Origin of the sequence: Nonomuraea mangrovi (assembly GCF_042681425.1) — a bacterium.
In the GTDB taxonomy this organism is placed as follows: domain Bacteria; phylum Actinomycetota; class Actinomycetes; order Streptosporangiales; family Streptosporangiaceae; genus Nonomuraea; species Nonomuraea mangrovi.
In genome coordinates, this window is record NZ_JBHUFV010000013.1 from 30,074 (window position 1) to 45,573 (window position 15,500).

A 15,500-nucleotide genomic window follows, 5' to 3' on the forward strand; every position below is an offset into this window, starting at 1 on the left:
CCGCCCTCAATTGGCAATGGGCGAAAATCCAAACGCGGGCTGATGTGACGTTCGACGAGTGGATCGTCAGGTACGCCGCGACCGGCCGCGGGACACAGCGGTGAACGCCTCCGCGAGCCTCGGCGGCCAGGTGTCCGCCGATCTACAACATCGCCTTCTGGGGTTGCGTGGGCACCACGATGACAGTGGTGCTACCGGTGGCCAGGGCCGCCTTGAACTCCCGCTCCAGGTCCTGGGTGGTCTCGACGTTGACCGCGCGGCCTCCGAAGCCATGGGCTACGGAGGCGATGTCCAGCCCTGGCAGGTCGAGACCCGGAACGCCGGGAGCCTCCTCCAGCACCGCGATCAGCTGTTTGCGCGGATGGTCTGGTTGATCCAGTCGGTGTAGGCGGTCACGTTGGTGTACAGGCCGGGGCCTTCGGCGCAGGAGGGGCTCGGGGCGCCGGGGCCGGAGGTGACGCCGATGAGCTCCCAGCGACCGCCCCGGCCGCGCTGGATCTGCGGGCCGCCGGAGTCGCCGTTGCAGGCCATGGCCTTGTGCTTACGGCTGACGGTGCACAGGCGGGTGCCGGAGGCGTAGCCGGGCCCGCATGCGGAGATCGCGCCGCGACGGGTCTCCAACTGGCGCAGGTTCTCGGCCATCTTCCACTCGTTCGGGTTCTTGCTGAACTTGGTGATGCCGAAGCCGATGATGCGGGTGGGGGTGCCGGGCTTGCCGGCCTGCTGGGCGATCGGGACGGGCTTGACGGAGACGGGCTTGTCCAGGCGGATCAGCGCGAGGTCGACGGTGTTGTACGGCGTCTTGTCCGTGCCCTGGGCGTAGCCGGGGTGGGTGATCGCTTGGGCGATCTTGCGGACGGTGCCGCCGGAGGTGCGCTGGTCGCTGCCGATGCGGACGGTGCCCTTCACGATCGAGCCGATCTCCATGTCGAGGCAGTGCGCGGCGGTGACCACCCACTGGGGGTTGATCAGCGCCGCACCGCAGTTGCCGTCCTCGAGGCCCAGGGCAGGCGCCGTGGTGGGGATGGAGGCCATGAAGCCGTAGGACTCGGTGGGCTTGGTGCCGTTGATGATCGCTCCGGCGCTGCCGGCCGTCGCCGCGAGGCAGGCCGCGCCGGCCAGGGCGACGACGGCGGAACGGTACATGGCGCGGCGGAACGACTTCTTGCCAAACACGAGGGAGGAACCCTTCAGTGGAAGATTGAGACGTTATGAAACTAGATGTCCGCCTTTGCTGGAGGGATCATGCCAGCACGTCGACATGGGGTAGGGATAACCCCACCTGACCAGGGCAGACATCGCGACGTCAGGATGTGCCGAGAGGCGCCGGTGGGAGGTCGTGGAACATCGTGCCGTGACTTTCCAGCATTGCCGGCCGCGGCAGGCCTGCCGTTTGCGACGCTGTCGTACTCTGCGAGACCGGTTTCGGTGGCGGGCCGGCTCGCCACCGGGGTCTCAACGCCACGCGTGGCGGATCCTCAGCCGTCCCATTCCCATGGTCCCGGAGATGCGGATCGTCGGCCCGCCGGGGTGGGGGCGCCGCCGGGGCTTGTAGCGCGTGTCCTTCCATCCGGTGCGCAGATGCTCGATGTCGACGATGGCGTCGCGAGGCACCGTGATGCTGGCCCTGCCGGTGCCGAGTTGCACCTCGATGTCGATGACCGGGTGCTCGATGACCGCCCGGGACAGGTCCAGGTGCACCCGTCCGAGCGCGGATTCGATCTTGAGGATCCGTGGTACCCGCCATGCACCGCGCCGCCGGATTCGTCCGCCGGCGGCGGCGATCGTGGACGTGGTGCCCGCGTTCTCGACCGGAAGGGAGGCCAGAGCCCGCACGAGGTCGCTGTGCGACTTGGCGGTGAGCGCCTGGTGGAGGCGTTGGTCCATCGCCTCGTGTGAGATGCGCCCTTCGGCGTATGCCTCCTGCAGGCGCGTCACGGCCGTGTCGCGGTCGTGTTCGCTGACCAGTGGCGGCGGGTTTTCAGGCCCGCCGGCCTGGGCGTTCACCGTCCCCTGCGCATGTAGGCGCGGATCGACAGCGGGACGAACACGACCAGCAGTGCGGCCGACCAGAGCACGACGGTGGCGACCGGGTGCGCGAGCGGCCAGGCCACGTCTCCGGACGGGGCGCCCGGGTTGCCGAACAGCTCCCGTGAGGCGGCGGTGAGCGCGCTCACCGGGTTCCAGTCGGCCAGGAAGCGCAGCCAGCCCGGCATGCCGTCGGTAGGGACGAACGCGTTCGACAGCATCGTGAACGGCAGGCCCAGTGGCACCATCGCGTCGGCGACCTGGTCGTTCTTCACCGCCAGGCCCACATAGACGCCCACCCAGCTCAGCGCGTACCGCAGCACGATCATCAGCAGGAACGCCTGGGCCGTGGGGATCAGGCCGCGGTGCGGCTGCCAGCCCACCAGCAGGCCCGCGCCCACCATGATGGCCAGCATCAGCAAGCCGGTCAGCAGGTCGGCGCCGGTCTGCCCGAACGGCACCGCCAAGCGCGCCATCGGCATGGAGCGGAACCGGTCCATCACACCGCGGGAGGCGTCGGTGGCCATCCGCGTCATGACCCCCAACCACGCGGAGAAGGTCACCATCGCGAACAGGCCTGGCATGAGGTACTCGCGGTAGTCGCCGCCGTCCGGCACCTGGATCGCGCTGCCGAAGACGTACCCGAACAGCACCACCATGACGGCCGGGAAGACCAGCGCGGCGACGATCTGCCCAGGTTCTTGCCGCAGCCGTCCCAACTCGCGGCCGACCAGGGTCAGCCCGTCGGTGAGCGTCCAGCCCAGGCGACGCAGTGGTGAGGTGAGGTCGTTCATCGGACGGGCTCCTTGCGGTCGGTGAGGCGCAGGAACACCTCGTCGAGGGTGGGGCGGCGCAGCCGCACGTCGGCGGCGGCGACTCCTGCGTGGTCAAGCTCGCGCACGATGTCGGCGAGCCGGAGGCCGCCGACGGGCAGGACGACGCTGAGCCCGTCGGCGCCCGTCGGCGTGGGATCGGTGCCGGCGAGGGTGTTCAGGACGGTCATCGCCGCAGGCAGTTCGGCGGGGTCTTCGAGGGTGACGTCGAGGCGGTCCCCGATCGTGGCCTTCAGCTCGTCGGGCGTGCCGGTGGCGATCACCTGCCCGTGGTCGATGACGGCGATGTCGTCGGCCAGGTGGTCGGCCTCGTCCAGGTACTGCGTGGTGAGCAGCACCGTGGTGCCATCGGCCACCAGCTCGCGGACGCTGTCCCAGATTTCGCTGCGGCTGCGTGGGTCCAGGCCGGTGGTCGGCTCGTCCAGGAAGAGCACCTGGGGGCGCAGGATGAGGCTGGCGATCAGGTCGAGTCGGCGGCGCATGCCGCCGGAGTAGCCGAGAACCGGGCGGTCGGCTGCGTCCATCAGGCCGAAGCGCTCCAGCAGTTCGTCGGCCCGCCGGTGCGCCTGGCGGCGGGGTAGGTGGTAGAGGCGCCCGAACATGCGCAGGTTGCCACGGCCGGTGAGTTTCTCGTCCACGGCGGCGTACTGGCCCGCGAGCCCGATCTGCTCGCGCACTTTGCCGGCCTCGCGGACGACGTCGTATCCGGCGATGCGGGCGTGCCCGGCATCGGGATCGGACAGGGTCGCCAGGATGCGCACCGCGGTCGTCTTCCCTGCGCCGTTCGGACCGAGCACGCCGCAGACCGTTCCTCTCGGGACGCTCAGGTCCAGGCCCCGTAGCGCATGGGTGCCGCCGAAGGACTTGTGCAGCCCCTCGGCGGCCACGATCGGATCAGGCATGATCCCTCCACTGGGTACGTTGTACGCGGTCATGGCGGCCAGGCTAAGCCACCGAGTACTATGTACGCAACTAGGGGGGTGGGAGCCGGTGACCGACGCCGAGTACGTGAACATCTGGATGCGACCCGAGCGCCCCGCCCGCGGGCCGAAGCCGGTCTACAGCCGCGCGCAGATCACCGAGGCGGCGATCCGGATCGCCGACGCCGAAGGGCTGGAGGCCGCCACCATGCGGCGGATCGCCGCCGAGATCGGCGCCGGCGCGATGTCCCTCTACCGGTACGTCCCGAGCCGCGACAACCTGGTCGAGCTCATGGCCGACCGGTTGACGGGCGAGATCGACGTCACGGGCATGCCCTCGGGCGACTGGCGCGCCGACCTGACCCGCTACGCCGACGGGCTGCGGGCCATGTGGCTGAGGCACCCGTGGATCGCCACCGTGCAGCGGTCACTGCCCAGCCTCGGCCCCAACCAGCTGCTCTTGATCGAACGGCTGATGGGAGTGCTCGACGCCTTCGTCTCCATCGACGAGAACCTCGGCCTCATGGCCGTGCTGAACGGCTACATCGAGGGCACCGTCCGCGAGGAGATCAGCTCGGCCAAGGAATTCCGTCGCAGCGGGCTCAGCGAGTCGGAGTGGATGGCGCGGAGCTACCCGTACGTCGACCGGCTGGTGAAGAGCGGGGAGTACCCGATCTTCACCAAGATCGTGATGGAGGCGCGCCAGCCGCACCTGAGCCGCGACGACCAGTTCAGGTACGGGCTCCAGCGCGTCCTCGACTGCATCGCCGCGGCCCTCCCGTCAACGGCCGAGCCTGCGGCAGAGGTCATCTTGCGCGACCGCCCCCAGGAAGCGCAGCCCGACCGGCCCAACGCCTCTTGTGACGAAACCCACGTCACGGCGGCCGACCGTGACGAAAGTCTGGACGATCTCACACGGGCCCCCGGCTGCACTGTGTGCGGCAAGGCCATCCCCGAAACCGCCACCGGACGGCCCCGCCAATACTGCTCACGGGCATGCCGACAAAGCGCCTACCGCACTCGAAGAAAGGGTTGATCTCCCAGGCCAGGCTGTGCCTGGCGGAGGGCTGCGTGATGGCAGACGTCCCGCCTGCTCGCCGACGAGAGTCCGTTCCTCGGCGTCACGGACCCGCCTCGTCGCGGGACGAGCCTCCACTCTCTCTCCTGCCGACACGGGAAGGCCTCCCGCCGGCATGGCGGGAGGCCCAGCGTGGATTGATCACACATGGATCACGTGGCCTCGTCGAGGCCACCCCGCAACCGGGACTTCTCGGTCGGATGTTCGTCATGCCCGTATACAGCGGGCATGACGACGAACGAGAAACCCGTGCTTGTTGTGCGGTTGAGGGGGAGCTCGCACTTGATCCGGCGCTCGACCTCGGCCCTGCTGATCCCGAGCCCCTGCGCGATCAGCAGCTCCGGGCGGACGGGCACGGGATCGAGGAAACTGACGTCTACCCGGTACGGCCAAGCCGCCTCGACGGCCGATGACTCCAGCTGCCACGCGCCACGCCACTCGAGGGTGAACCGGTTGCGCCGTGCGACCGCGGGGTCCAGGAGCGCGTGAGCGACGAGCGTCTGATCGTTGTTCTCGAAGGCGCAGAGCCTGGCCGGATCCAGCGATCGGACCGGCACCCGCTCATGGACTGTGATCTTCGAGGTCCGATCACAGCGGACACAACGGACGAGCAGCCACACATCAAGCAGCTTGCCGTTGGCGTTGATCCGGAACCTGCCCTCGCCGACGGTGGCCGCCTTCGCCTGGCAGTCCAGGCAACGCATGGCGAGCAGCGGCAGCCGAGTCCTGCGCACGGTCCAGGGCAGCACGAAATGATCTCTATGGGATTGTGAAGACATGATCTCTCTAAGACCTGACACAAAACGCTGAGCAGCCAGGGCGACTCAGTGATTCGGAGCAGCCCGGCGAGACCGACCACGAGGTCGGTGAGCAAGCGCAGAAGAAGATGTCAGGCAGCGAGAGCAGGCGGCGTCACGCGACAGTCCCCACGACGAATCCGATAGTGCTGCCGCACATTATTGGTTCATCAGCCGGCGCCACAAGCGAATTTGTCTCCTGCCGATCAGCGGCGACAGGGATGGCCGCGCGACGGCGCCGGCCGGGGCGGTGTCGGCGGAGCGGGCGGCGGCCACCGACCGGATGCCGGCACCGGTGCCGTAGGCGTAGATGACCAGGCGCATCCGCTCCAGCACGTCCCGCGGGTCCAGGTCGATGCGGACGCCGACAGGGCTGAGCGCGTTCAGGCACCGGCAGGACAGCCTTGCCCGGCCCGTTGACCGGCCCTAACTGATCCGCTGCAGGGCTTTCTCGCGGCGTGCGGCCACGCTGGAACCCGATTCCCTGCGTGGGTTCTCCCAGGTCAGTGAAACTGTCATTGCGGTCTTCCGGACGTGGTTGACGCTGGAGATAGTCGTTCTTTCGCAGCACGTCGCCCGAGGGTCTGCTCACCGCTTCGCCAGTATGTGCATTTGTCCGCAGAACAGCGGAGGGGGACGCCCTACGGTGGCGATGACAGATGGTTGCCCACCAGCGGGGAAACGGGCCGGGCGACGTGTCCCGACGAGAGCAGGCCCGCCGCCCGCGGTCGGAGTGAACCTCGCCGCCTTCGACCTCCCGAGGCCGAGCCCCGCCCCCGACCCGCCGAAGATCGGCACCTCGGCCCGGCTCGCGCTCGAACGCGGCTTCGCCGCCTCCACCGGCAAGAAGGACCTGCGTCCCGCGCATCTGCTGCTCGGCGTCCTGGACACCGAGATCGGCACCGCCGTACCTCGCGCGCTCGCCCTGGCCGGTGTCGAGAGGACGGAGCTGATGGCACGCGCGCGGGAGACGCTCGCCCGCGAGAGCTGGTAACCCCTCACCCGGCCCCGTTCTCACTCATGGCCAGTTGGGGGAGCAGGGACTCCAGCCCCAGCTGGACACAACGGCCCGCAAAGGTGACCGCGTCCGCGGTGAAGCTGGCGATCGAGAACCTGCTGTTCTTGCGCGCCATGGACGCACATCTGCTGGACTCGTCGATGCTGCCGCGTGAGCGGCGCCGGTTCCTGGCCACGGTGGGCTGCCGTTCAACGGTGCAGGCGCTTCAGCGGCGCGGCGAGCGCCGGTTCCCGATCCTGCTGGCGGTGGTCGCCCAGTCGGCGGTGGACCAACTGGACGAGGTCATCGCGCTGTTTGACCAGGCGGTCCTCAAGGTGGGCAACCGCGCAGAGCAGTCACGCGCCCGCGCCGGACTGGATCAGGCGAGCAACCGGTCGACCAACCCGTCGAGGTAGTCAGGGGTGAGCGGGCCCGCGCCGAACAGGACGCGCATGTAGATCGGCGCCAGGAGATGGTCCAGCACCCCCAGCGCGTCGGGCGGGTCCTCGCCGCGGTCGCGGGCGCGGTCGAGCATGGCCTGCAACTGCCTGGCGCGGTCGGCCAGGAACTCGTCGCGCGCCTGAAGACCCTGCTGACCCTCGCCTGACAGCGCGATGCTCAGCCGCACCACCGCCAGGCCGTCGGGTCCGGTGACCTCGCGGGCCACGTTGGCGGCGTAGGTGCGCAGGTCGCCGACCAGGCTCCCGGTGTCAGGCATCGGCGCCTGCGCGTTGAGCCGGGTCAGCAGCACATCGCTGAGCAGGGCTTCGAGGTTGCCCCACCGGCGGTAGAGGCTGGTGTCGGCCACGCCCGCGCGGGCCGCGACCTCGCCGACGGTGAAGTTCCCGTAGCCGCGCTCGCTGACCAGGTCGGTAACGGCCTGGTGCACCGCCGCGCGGACCCGGGCGCTGCGCCCGCCGGGCCGCCTGGCCCGCCCCTGCTCATCCATACCCCCACCTTAACGCAGTCGAGACTTGCGTTAGAGTCTCCCTTAATGCAGTCATTAACTGCTTTTAGGAGGGATTTGCGTGAAAGCGTTGCTCGCTCTGGCCTGCGCAGGTCAGTTCATGGTGCTGCTCGACAACACGATCGTCGGCGCCGCCCTGCCCGACATGCAGCAGCGACTCCACACCGGGCTGACCGGCCTGCAGTGGATCGTCGACGCCTACGTGCTGCTGGTGGCCATGCTGCTGCTGTCGGGCGGCGTCTTCGCCGACCGGTTCGGCCGCAGGCGGGTGTTCCTGGCCGGGGTGGTGGTGTTCACGGCCGCGTCGGTGGTGTGCTCGCTCGCGCCCTCGATCGGCTGGCTGATCGCCGGGCGGGTGCTGCAGGGCGTCGGGGCCGCGGCGCTGAGCCCCGCCTCGCTAGCGCTGCTCGCCGCCGCGTATCCCGCCCCGAGGGAGCGCGTCAGAGCGATCGGGTTGTGGGCCGGGTTCAGCGGCATCGGCCTGGCCGCCGGACCGCTGGCGGGCGGGATCCTGGTGGAGGCCTTCGGCTGGCCCGCCATCTTCCTGGTCAACGTGCCCATCGGGGCGGTCCTGCTGCTGGCCGGGCTGCGCGTGCTGGGGGAGTCCCGCAACCCGAGCGCGCCGCCGATCGACGTCCCCGGCACAGTCCTGTCCGTCGCGGGCGTGGGCGCTGTGACCTACGGCCTGATCGAGGGCGGTTCCCGAGGCTGGACCTCGCCGGTGATCCTGGGCAGCTTCGCCGCCGGGCTGGTGCTCCTGGCCGCGTTCGTCGTGGTCGAGGGTCGTGTGTCGACGCCGATGCTGCCGCTCCGGCTGTTCCGTCAGCGGCTGTTCACGGTGTCCAACACGGCGATGGTCGTGGTCGGGTTCGCGCTGATGGGGTCGTCGTTCTTCTTCTCCCAGTTCTTCGTCTACGTCCAGGGCACTTCGATCCTGGTCGCCGGGCTGCGGACCCTGCCCGTCTCGCTGGCCATGGTGATCGTCAGCCCGTACGCGGGCCGGTTCGCGGCCAGGTACGGCTTCCGCGTCGTCGTCAGCATCGGCCTGGCGCTGGCCGGGCTGGGGCTGCTGGCGCTGGGCTTCGTCCACGCCGATACCGGCTACGGCAACGTGTGGTGGCGGCTGACGGTCGTCGGCATCGGGTTCGCCCTCACCATGTCGCCGCTGACCGGGGCCGCCATCCAGGCGGTCAGCCCGCAGGAGGGCGGCCTCGCCTCGGGCGTCAGCAGCACCACCCGGCAGATCGGCGCGGTGCTCGGCGTGGCGGTGCTCGGGGCGATCGTCCACACGCGGGAGTCCGGCGGCGCCTCCTTCGAGTCCGGCCTCAACAGCGCCTTCCTCGCGGCGGGTGCCGTGACGATGGCCTGCGCCGTATTCACCGGCCTGTGGCTGACCGCGGCCCGGACGCCGAGGGACGTCCGGGCCGAACAGTCAGCAGGCCAAGCAGTCAGTGAGCCGCCGCTGACAGCTCCTCCCAGTCGGCCCAGGTCCTGAGCCGCTCGGCGTAGGTCTGCTGGGTCATCCGCAGCCCTTCGGTGCCGAAGAACACCCGCAGCGACGGGTCGTCGGAGTCTGCCACCTCGAGCAGCGCCCCGGCCCGCCGCGGCCCCGGACGCCGAGGCCTTCCGTGCCCGCTACCCGCTATCGCCGTACCGCGTATCTTCGGGTCGCTCAGGTCGAGGTCGTGGCCCTTGAGACGGCCGTTCAACCCCTCTGTCATGGCACGAGCAGCTTTGAGCACCCCCGCCCAGGCGGGGCTGAGATAGGTCACGTCCTGGCGGAACTTGTCGAGGTGCCCGAGGTCGGCGGGGTGCAGGGTGATGGTGTGCGGGCGACAGATCTTCGGCAGTACGCCGGTCTTGTGATCGGGTGTCGGGGTCAGGGTTGAGGCGTCAACGACGCGCAGTGCCTCAGGGACCAATCGGGGTGATGCCTGATGGGCGATGACGGACCTCTTCCGGCACGCTGCTGATCATGAGTGATCATGCGGTCGTCCTTGAGGGAGTGACCAGGACATATGGGAAAGGTGCTACCGAGGTGGCGGCGCTCGGCCAGGTCAGTGTCGGGTTCCCGCGCGGCAGCTTCACGGCCGTGATGGGCCCGTCGGGATCGGGGAAGAGCACACTGCTGCAGTGCGCGTCGGGGCTGGACAGGCCGGATTCGGGCGCGGTTCGCATCGCCGGGCAGGACATCACCCGCCTGGGGGAGAAGGAACTGGCGGTGCTGCGCCGCGACCGGATCGGCGTCATCTTCCAGGCCTTCAACCTGGTGCCGTCGCTGACCGCCTGGCAGAACGTGATCCTTCCCAGCAGGCTGGCCAGACGGCGGCCCGACCCGTCACGCGTGCGGGAGTTGCTGCACCGGGTCGGGCTGGCCGGGCGGGACGGGCATCGCCCTGCGCAGCTGTCCGGTGGCCAGCAGCAGCGGGTGGCGATCGCCCGCGCCCTGCTGGGCAGGCCGGAGGTGCTGTTCGCCGACGAGCCGACGGGGGCGCTGGACCGCCGCACCGGGCAGGAGGTGCTGGCATTGCTGCGGGAGGCGGTCGATGAATTCGGCCAGACGGTGGTGATGGTCACGCACGATCCGGAGGCGGCGGCGCGGGCCGACAGCGTGCTGTTCCTGACCGACGGGCGGATCATCGACGTCCTGGACAAGCCCTCGGCCGACCAGATCGGTACGCGGCTGGGCGGCCGCCGGTGACAGTCGTACTCGCCTGGAACAACGTCCGGACCAATCGGATGGGCTTTGCCGCCTCGTTCGCGGCGGTGCTCCTGGCTGTGATGCTGGTGGGCGGCAGCGGCATGGTGGTCGCCGGCGCCGGAGCGCGCGACGAGCTGAACGGCGTCATGGGGTTGCTGGTGCTGTCGGCCGCGGTGTCGGGGTTCGTGTCGGTCTTCGTGGTCGCGGGCATGCTGAGCCTGCACGTGCTGCGCCAGCGCAGGACCTGGGCGCTGCTGCGGTCGATCGGCATGACGCCGCGGCAGGTGAGCCGGCTCATCACGGCGGAGGCGCTGGTGGTGGCCGTGCTGGCGAGCGCGGCGGGCTGCGTGCTGGCCGTCCCGTACGCCACGGCGATGGCGGCGTTCATGCGGATGACCGGGTTGGCGCCGACGGGCGTCCCGGTGAAGGTCACGATGGGGCCGTTCATCCTGGCGCTGGTGGTCGGGTTGGCGGTGACGCTGCTGGCGGCCCGGGCCGCGGCACGCAAGGCGGTAGGCGTCGGGCCACTGGAGGTGCTGCGGGAGAGCGCGGCGCAGCGGCGGCTGCTGCCCTGGCCCAGGGCAGTCTCCGGAGGGGTGGCGCTGGCCGGGGGGTTCGTGCTGTTGTTCCTGGTGCCGCAGGTGAACGCGACGGCCGCGGTGCCGACCGGGCTGGGGGCGACGATGGCGCTCTGCGTGGGCGCATCCGCGCTGGGCCCCGTCGCGCTGCGAGGGATGGGCTGGCTGCTCGGAGCCGCAGTGGCCCGGCTCGACCCAGGCGCCGGGATGCTGGCCAGGTCCTCGCTGGTCACCCAGCCGCGCCGGGCGATGGCGGCCGCGTCCCCGGTGATGCTGACCGTCGCGCTCGCCTGCACCTTCTTGTTCGCCGTGGCGACTACCGACGCGGCGACGGGCGTCACCCGCACAGGGCCGTCGGCGTGGGCGGCCCCGATGCTGGTGGGATCGGCGGTGGCCTACACCGTGATCTCGGTGCTCAACGCGACGGCCATGACGATGGCCGAGCGGACCGAGGAGATCCGGCTGCTGCGCACCTTGGGGACCAAGCCGCAGCAGCTCACCAGGATGGTGTGCTGGGAGACGTTGACCGTGACGTGCGCCGGGACGCTGCTCGGAACAGGCATAGCCGCCGCGTCGCTCACCGCGCTCGGCAAGGCCGCAACCGGCCAGCCGTGGTTCGCCTACTCCGTGCCACAGTACGCAGGGCTGGTGCTGGTCTGTGCCATGAGCGGCCTGGCCGGAGCACTGGCCTCCACGCGGAAGGCACGGCACGGGTCGCTTCGGCCCGATGACTGACCTTGAAGGCGTGATGCCGTCATGGTGGGGCGCGGATGAGTCCGGTTCCGGCTAGGCAGCCGTGTCTGCCGACATGAAATCCCCAATCCTGCAACCGATGGTTGCACGTCAGGGGCGCCGAGCCTAAAGTGCAACTAATGGTTGCTGATCGGAGGAGGGGCTCATGGAGTACGGCACCATCGCGCGTGAGATCCACATCGACGCCGCCCCCGAGGTGGTCTACGAGGTCATCACGAAGCCTGAGCACATCGCGCAATGGTGGGGCTTTGACGCGTCGTTCCCGGCAGTGTCGGGCGGTGCCGGGCGGATGACCAAGCAGCGGCGGGACGGGATCGGCACGCTCGTCGTGCCGATCCACGTCGTCGAGGCGGACGCGCCGCGACGGTTCGTCTTCCGCTGGGTTCATCCACAGGACCGGCCGGCGACCTCGCAGAACTCGTTGCTCGTGACGTTCGAGCTGGCGCCTGCCGACCGTGGGACGCTGTTGCGCTTGACCGAGGCCGGCTTCCGGGAGATCGGCTGGGAGGCCGCACAACTCGAGGCGCATTACCGCAGCCACTGTGCCGGCTGGGACCAGCACCTGCCGAACCTGGCGGCGTACGCGGCGGGCTTGGTGCGGGCGTGACCCCGACGATCGACGACGGGCTGTGGGCGGCCATCGGCGACCCGACCCGGCGTCGCCTGCTGGACCTGCTGCTCGTCGACGGCTCCGGCACGGCGACGAGTCTTAGTGGCCTCCTGCCGGTGACGCGCCAAGCGGTCGCAAAGCACCTTGGTGTCCTGGAGCGCGTCGAGCTGGTCGTGCCCCGCAAGGACGGCCGCGAGGTGCATTACGTCGTCAACGAAGCGCAGTTCGCCCGCGCCGTCGAGCAACTGGCCTCGGTCGGCGCGGCATGGGACGCACGCCTGCGTCGCATCAAGACGATCGCCGAGTCGATCCAGGCACTGCGACCGAAAACCGAGTAGCCCGATCACCACGAGTGAAACGGGGCGGAATGAAAGGAGCCGATCCAATGACGAACACCGAACCATCCCCCGGAACGCACGCCAAGGCCAACGGGGACTATCAGAAGACGATCCATGTGCGGGCACACCCTGACAAGCTGTTCGACGCCCTCACGACCCCCTCCGGCCTGGCCGCCTGGTGGACAGACGTCATGGGATCTGGCGACACTGGCGGCGAACTCCGGTTCTCCTTCGATCCTCCCGAACCGTGCGTGATGCATGTCGATCAGGTGACGCGGCCGTTTTCGGTGCAATGGACCGTCACCTCCTGCGACTTTCTCCCCGACTGGGTTGGCACGCGTCCGACCTTCACCATCACCCCGGTCGGCGGCGGCGCGTCCGAACTCCGGTTCCGCCACCAGGGCCTGACCCAGGAGCTGGAGTGCATCGAGCTGTGCACGCGCGGCTGGGATCACTTCCTCGAGAGCTTGCGTCAGTACGTCGAGGCCGGCCGCGGGATGCCGTTCGGCGGCAGCGCGGACAACGCCCGCCGCCTGCAGGAGCGTGCATGATGGTGCCAAAGGTCATCTTTGGGAACCATTCGGCGCTTCGAGTGTGCCGGACAGAACGGGACAGAATCCGGCAGTTTTACCGCGACGTCCTGGGCTGCGAACTCGCCAGGGAGTTGGACGACAAGGACGACTTTCGAATGGGAGGCGGCTTCCATATTTCGTTTCTCTACGGAAGCGGTGACGGGCAGGAGGCGGACAAAGGTGTGACCTACGCTGCGGAGCACGCCCTGAGCGATGACGACTTCTTGAAGGCGATCTTCCTGGAGTTGAAGGCGGAAGACGTCGAGGAGATGCGGCAGGAAATCGTCGACTTCGGCGTCAAGGTACTCGAGGTGCCTGATCCGCACCTGTACTTTCAAGCTCCAGGAGGACAAGTGTTCCGGCTGGTTGGCACCACCGAGGACCTCTCCATGTATGAGGGTCACCGGTAGGAGTCTTCCCGCCGGTGCCCTCGCACCCACCTGCGTCAGAGAGGGTGCCAGGGACGCGTCGAGGTGGAAACGCCGCTCCAGCCGAACGTGACCCGGGTGGGCTCGCCGCGAGCCTTCTGCGCAGGTCGGGGTCGGTGGCCGGCGGCGCCGGGGTCACGCGGTCCGCCCAGCGGCAAGGTAGCGGTGCAGCGAGGTCTTGGGGATGCCGGTCTTGGCGGCGATCTGGCCGAGGGAGTCCCCTTGGGCCTTCAGCAACCGCGCGTACTCGATCTTGTCTTCGGGGTGGCCGATCGGGCGGCCGATCTGTCGTCCGGCGGCTTCGGCGACGGTGCGGGCGTGGGCGGCGCGTTCGGCGGTGAAGGTGCTTTCCATCTCGGCGAACAGGGCCAGGAGGAGGAAGGCGATGCGGCCCATACCCTCGTCGGCGGTGTTGATGGGCAGCGGGTCGGCCAGCGACCGGACGCCGACGCCCCGCTCGGACAACTCGTGCACGAGGTTGAGGACCTCGCGCAGGTTGCGGCCGATCCGGTCGAGGGCCGAGATCAGGCGCTGAAGAGACGAGTCTGAAAAGACTCCTCGCTCAGTGTGGTGCGAAGCGTTCGCAGGCCTGTTCCAGCCATTCCATCCGGCGGTGGCCACGGCGCGGGCGGCCGGCTCCGGAGTGTCGCCGACCGGCGGACCGACGGTCAGACGGATCAGTCGGCGACCCGGGGGAAGCGATTGCGGTGAGCATGCCAGCAGGGTCTGGATGAGGGCGGGCGCTCAGTCGGACCGCGGCGTCGACGATCGCTTTTCGGGTGCGGCGGCGCTGCGCTTCGCGTCCGCCGCGACGGACTGGATCGTCACTGGTCATCGCGCCCTTGCGCTGGTCGGTCGGGTTGGCCGGCGAGCGTCTTGACGGCCGCTCGCGGCATGAGTATACCTTGGTGCAGTAATTGCACGCCAGTGCAGTAAATGCACGTTTGTGCGCTACGCTGCGAGGGCTGCACTGGAAACCCGCCGCGAAGGAGAACCCCATGAAGAACTCGGAACAGACCTCGGTGTTGATCACCGGAGGCAACAAAGGACTCGGCCTTGAGGCGGCCCGGCGGCTCGGCGAAGAGGGTTGGACGATCTTCCTCGGCTCGCGTGACGAAGGTCGAGGACGGGCGGCTGCCGACAAGCTGGCCGACGGTGGCGCGAACGTGGTCATGGTCCCGCTGGACGTGACCTCGGACGAGTCGGTGACCGAGGCCGTACGGCTCGTCCGGGAACACACCGACCGGCTGGACGTGCTGATCAACAACGCCGGCGCGCCGGGAAGGGGTGTTGCGCCCGCAGACGCGACGGTCGACGAGATCCATTCCGTCTACGACACCAACGTGTACGGACCGATCAGGGTCACGCACGCGTTCCTTCCCTTGCTGCAGGCGGCAGACCATCCGCGGGTCGTGATGGTGTCCAGCGCGGTCGGTTCCTTCACGGTCGTGACCGATCCAGAGCAGCCCTCCTCGAAATTCCACGAGCTCGCCTACAGCTCGTCGAAAGCGGCGCTGAACATGATCACCGTCCGGTACGCCCAGGCGCTCCCGGAGATCAAGTTCAACATCGCCACTCCCGGGGAAGTCGCCAACCGCAAGTTCGCCGCCACTGACATGAACCATCACACCGGCGAGCTGACGGTCACCGAGGGCACCGACTCGATCCTCAGGCTCGCGATGATCGACGCCGACGGGCCGACCGGGATCTTCGTCGATCGCCTTGGCCCTGTTGCCTGGTGACCGCCCCGCCGTCAACCCGCCGTCGCGGGGCGGGCGGTTCACCGATGAGGGGAAGATCGGCGAAGCCGGCAGCGGTCAGGGCCACTTTGCATGACGCTCTGCCGCATGGCTGGGATTCGGGGCGCCGAAGTACGACACGCGTTCATCCGCGGCCCTTT

21 protein-coding genes are annotated in these 15,500 nt (G+C 69.2%); 11 read left to right on the forward strand and 10 right to left on the reverse strand.

Translation table 11 applies throughout. The annotated features are described in order from the left end of the window. Positions 1–142: 142 nt before the first annotated feature. From ACFSKW_RS07180 to ACFSKW_RS07200, 5 genes are all read right to left on the reverse strand, one after another. Positions 143–340: a thiamine pyrophosphate-dependent enzyme gene (locus ACFSKW_RS07180; RefSeq protein WP_379570444.1), complete on the reverse strand. Its 198-nt coding sequence runs from the start codon at positions 338–340 to the stop codon at positions 143–145. A gap of 5 nt (positions 341–345) precedes the next feature. Next, positions 346–1,176, reverse strand: a complete 831-nt coding sequence (locus tag ACFSKW_RS07185; protein ID WP_379570446.1) for a S1 family peptidase — start codon at positions 1,174–1,176, stop codon at positions 346–348. Positions 1,177–1,455: 279 nt separating this feature from the next. Next, positions 1,456–2,007 (reverse strand): DUF1707 SHOCT-like domain-containing protein, encoded by a 552-nt coding sequence (locus tag ACFSKW_RS07190; protein ID WP_379570448.1) that lies wholly within the window; start codon positions 2,005–2,007, stop codon positions 1,456–1,458. Then, the gene (locus tag ACFSKW_RS07195) at positions 2,004–2,822 is read right to left on the reverse strand and encodes an ABC transporter permease (protein ID WP_379570450.1); all 819 of its coding nucleotides are present in this window, start codon (positions 2,820–2,822) and stop codon (positions 2,004–2,006) included. The genes ACFSKW_RS07190 and ACFSKW_RS07195 overlap by 4 nt, the downstream gene beginning before the upstream one ends. Then, positions 2,819–3,763: an ATP-binding cassette domain-containing protein gene (locus tag ACFSKW_RS07200; protein WP_379570452.1), complete on the reverse strand. Its 945-nt coding sequence runs from the start codon at positions 3,761–3,763 to the stop codon at positions 2,819–2,821. Before ACFSKW_RS07200 ends, ACFSKW_RS07195 begins: the two co-directional genes overlap by 4 nt. Positions 3,764–3,851: 88 nt before the next feature. Here ACFSKW_RS07200 and ACFSKW_RS07205 point away from each other — a divergent pair, with 88 nt between their 5' ends. Next, positions 3,852–4,817: a TetR/AcrR family transcriptional regulator C-terminal domain-containing protein gene (locus tag ACFSKW_RS07205; protein WP_379570453.1), complete on the forward strand. Its 966-nt coding sequence runs from the start codon at positions 3,852–3,854 to the stop codon at positions 4,815–4,817. 194 nt (positions 4,818–5,011) lie between these two features. Here the strand turns inward: ACFSKW_RS07205 and ACFSKW_RS07210 are convergent, their stop codons facing one another. Both ACFSKW_RS07210 and ACFSKW_RS07215 read right to left on the reverse strand, forming a co-directional pair. After that, positions 5,012–5,608: a DUF1062 domain-containing protein gene (locus ACFSKW_RS07210; protein ID WP_379570455.1), complete on the reverse strand. Its 597-nt coding sequence runs from the start codon at positions 5,606–5,608 to the stop codon at positions 5,012–5,014. A 207-nt stretch (positions 5,609–5,815) separates the two neighbouring features. After that, on the reverse strand, positions 5,816–5,992 hold the full coding sequence (locus ACFSKW_RS07215; protein ID WP_379570457.1) for a hypothetical protein: 177 nt from the start codon (positions 5,990–5,992) through the stop codon (positions 5,816–5,818). Positions 5,993–6,389: 397 nt separating this feature from the next. Between ACFSKW_RS07215 and ACFSKW_RS07220 the strand changes: the two genes are divergently transcribed. Together ACFSKW_RS07220 and ACFSKW_RS07225 are read left to right on the forward strand one after the other, a co-directional pair. Next, a complete protein-coding gene (locus ACFSKW_RS07220) occupies positions 6,390–6,650 on the forward strand; it encodes a hypothetical protein (RefSeq protein ID WP_379570459.1) in 261 nt (86 codons plus the stop codon). Between the two features lie 98 nt (positions 6,651–6,748). Further along, on the forward strand, positions 6,749–7,069 hold the full coding sequence (locus tag ACFSKW_RS07225; RefSeq protein WP_379570461.1) for a hypothetical protein: 321 nt from the start codon (positions 6,749–6,751) through the stop codon (positions 7,067–7,069). Here the strand turns inward: ACFSKW_RS07225 and ACFSKW_RS07230 are convergent. Further along, a complete protein-coding gene (locus ACFSKW_RS07230; RefSeq protein ID WP_379570463.1) occupies positions 7,033–7,602 on the reverse strand; it encodes a TetR/AcrR family transcriptional regulator in 570 nt (189 codons plus the stop codon). The two genes, ACFSKW_RS07225 and ACFSKW_RS07230, sit on opposite strands and share 37 nt — an antisense overlap. A 79-nt stretch (positions 7,603–7,681) precedes the next feature. Between ACFSKW_RS07230 and ACFSKW_RS07235 the strand changes: the two genes are divergently transcribed. Next, a complete protein-coding gene (locus ACFSKW_RS07235; RefSeq protein WP_379570465.1) occupies positions 7,682–9,115 on the forward strand; it encodes a DHA2 family efflux MFS transporter permease subunit in 1,434 nt (477 codons plus the stop codon). On the opposite strand, the gene ACFSKW_RS07240 is transcribed toward ACFSKW_RS07235, so the two are convergent. Continuing rightward, the gene (locus tag ACFSKW_RS07240; RefSeq protein ID WP_379570467.1) at positions 9,069–9,542 is read right to left on the reverse strand and encodes a hypothetical protein; all 474 of its coding nucleotides are present in this window, start codon (positions 9,540–9,542) and stop codon (positions 9,069–9,071) included. The genes ACFSKW_RS07235 and ACFSKW_RS07240 overlap by 47 nt on opposite strands. A gap of 53 nt (positions 9,543–9,595) precedes the next feature. Here ACFSKW_RS07240 and ACFSKW_RS07245 point away from each other — a divergent pair, with 53 nt between their 5' ends. The 6 genes from ACFSKW_RS07245 to ACFSKW_RS07270 all read left to right on the forward strand — a co-directional run bounded on the left by ACFSKW_RS07245 (position 9,596) and on the right by ACFSKW_RS07270 (position 13,582). Further along, entirely contained in the window at positions 9,596–10,321 is a 726-nt protein-coding gene (locus tag ACFSKW_RS07245) for an ABC transporter ATP-binding protein (protein WP_379570469.1), read from the forward strand. Continuing rightward, positions 10,318–11,634: an FtsX-like permease family protein gene (locus ACFSKW_RS07250; RefSeq protein ID WP_379570471.1), complete on the forward strand. Its 1,317-nt coding sequence runs from the start codon at positions 10,318–10,320 to the stop codon at positions 11,632–11,634. The genes ACFSKW_RS07245 and ACFSKW_RS07250 overlap by 4 nt, the downstream gene beginning before the upstream one ends. A 163-nt stretch (positions 11,635–11,797) precedes the next feature. After that, positions 11,798–12,259 carry an SRPBCC family protein gene (locus ACFSKW_RS07255; protein ID WP_379570473.1) on the forward strand — a complete coding sequence of 154 codons (462 nt, stop codon included), beginning with the start codon at positions 11,798–11,800 and terminating at the stop codon, positions 12,257–12,259. Then, positions 12,256–12,600, forward strand: a complete 345-nt coding sequence (locus ACFSKW_RS07260) for an ArsR/SmtB family transcription factor (protein WP_379570475.1) — start codon at positions 12,256–12,258, stop codon at positions 12,598–12,600. Before ACFSKW_RS07255 ends, ACFSKW_RS07260 begins: the two co-directional genes overlap by 4 nt. Before the next feature lie 47 nt (positions 12,601–12,647). Next, positions 12,648–13,151, forward strand: a complete 504-nt coding sequence (locus tag ACFSKW_RS07265) for an SRPBCC family protein (RefSeq protein ID WP_379570477.1) — start codon at positions 12,648–12,650, stop codon at positions 13,149–13,151. Continuing rightward, positions 13,148–13,582 (forward strand): VOC family protein, encoded by a 435-nt coding sequence (locus ACFSKW_RS07270; protein ID WP_379570479.1) that lies wholly within the window; start codon positions 13,148–13,150, stop codon positions 13,580–13,582. Before ACFSKW_RS07265 ends, ACFSKW_RS07270 begins: the two co-directional genes overlap by 4 nt. 153 nt (positions 13,583–13,735) lie before the next feature. On the opposite strand, the gene ACFSKW_RS07275 is transcribed toward ACFSKW_RS07270, so the two are convergent. Next, the gene (locus tag ACFSKW_RS07275; protein WP_379570481.1) at positions 13,736–14,221 is read right to left on the reverse strand and encodes a recombinase family protein; all 486 of its coding nucleotides are present in this window, start codon (positions 14,219–14,221) and stop codon (positions 13,736–13,738) included. A gap of 296 nt (positions 14,222–14,517) precedes the next feature. Here ACFSKW_RS07275 and ACFSKW_RS07280 point away from each other — a divergent pair, with 296 nt between their 5' ends. Next, positions 14,518–15,342, forward strand: a complete 825-nt coding sequence (locus ACFSKW_RS07280; protein ID WP_379570483.1) for an SDR family oxidoreductase — start codon at positions 14,518–14,520, stop codon at positions 15,340–15,342. Positions 15,343–15,500: the final 158 nt, after the last annotated feature.

Excerpts from the sequence above, each read along its gene's own strand:
- ACFSKW_RS07195 (WP_379570450.1), bottom strand. The coding sequence starts at position 2,822 with ATGAACGACCTCACCTCACCACTGCGTCGCCTGGGCTGGACGCTCACC.
- ACFSKW_RS07245 (WP_379570469.1), top strand. The coding sequence starts at position 9,596 with ATGAGTGATCATGCGGTCGTCCTTGAGGGAGTGACCAGGACATATGGG.
- ACFSKW_RS07255 (WP_379570473.1), top strand. The coding sequence starts at position 11,798 with ATGGAGTACGGCACCATCGCGCGTGAGATCCACATCGACGCCGCCCCC.
- ACFSKW_RS07200 (WP_379570452.1), bottom strand. The coding sequence starts at position 3,763 with ATGCCTGATCCGATCGTGGCCGCCGAGGGGCTGCACAAGTCCTTCGGC.
- ACFSKW_RS07270 (WP_379570479.1), top strand. The coding sequence starts at position 13,148 with ATGATGGTGCCAAAGGTCATCTTTGGGAACCATTCGGCGCTTCGAGTG.
- ACFSKW_RS07230 (WP_379570463.1), bottom strand. The coding sequence starts at position 7,602 with ATGGATGAGCAGGGGCGGGCCAGGCGGCCCGGCGGGCGCAGCGCCCGG.
- ACFSKW_RS07265 (WP_379570477.1), top strand. The coding sequence starts at position 12,648 with ATGACGAACACCGAACCATCCCCCGGAACGCACGCCAAGGCCAACGGG.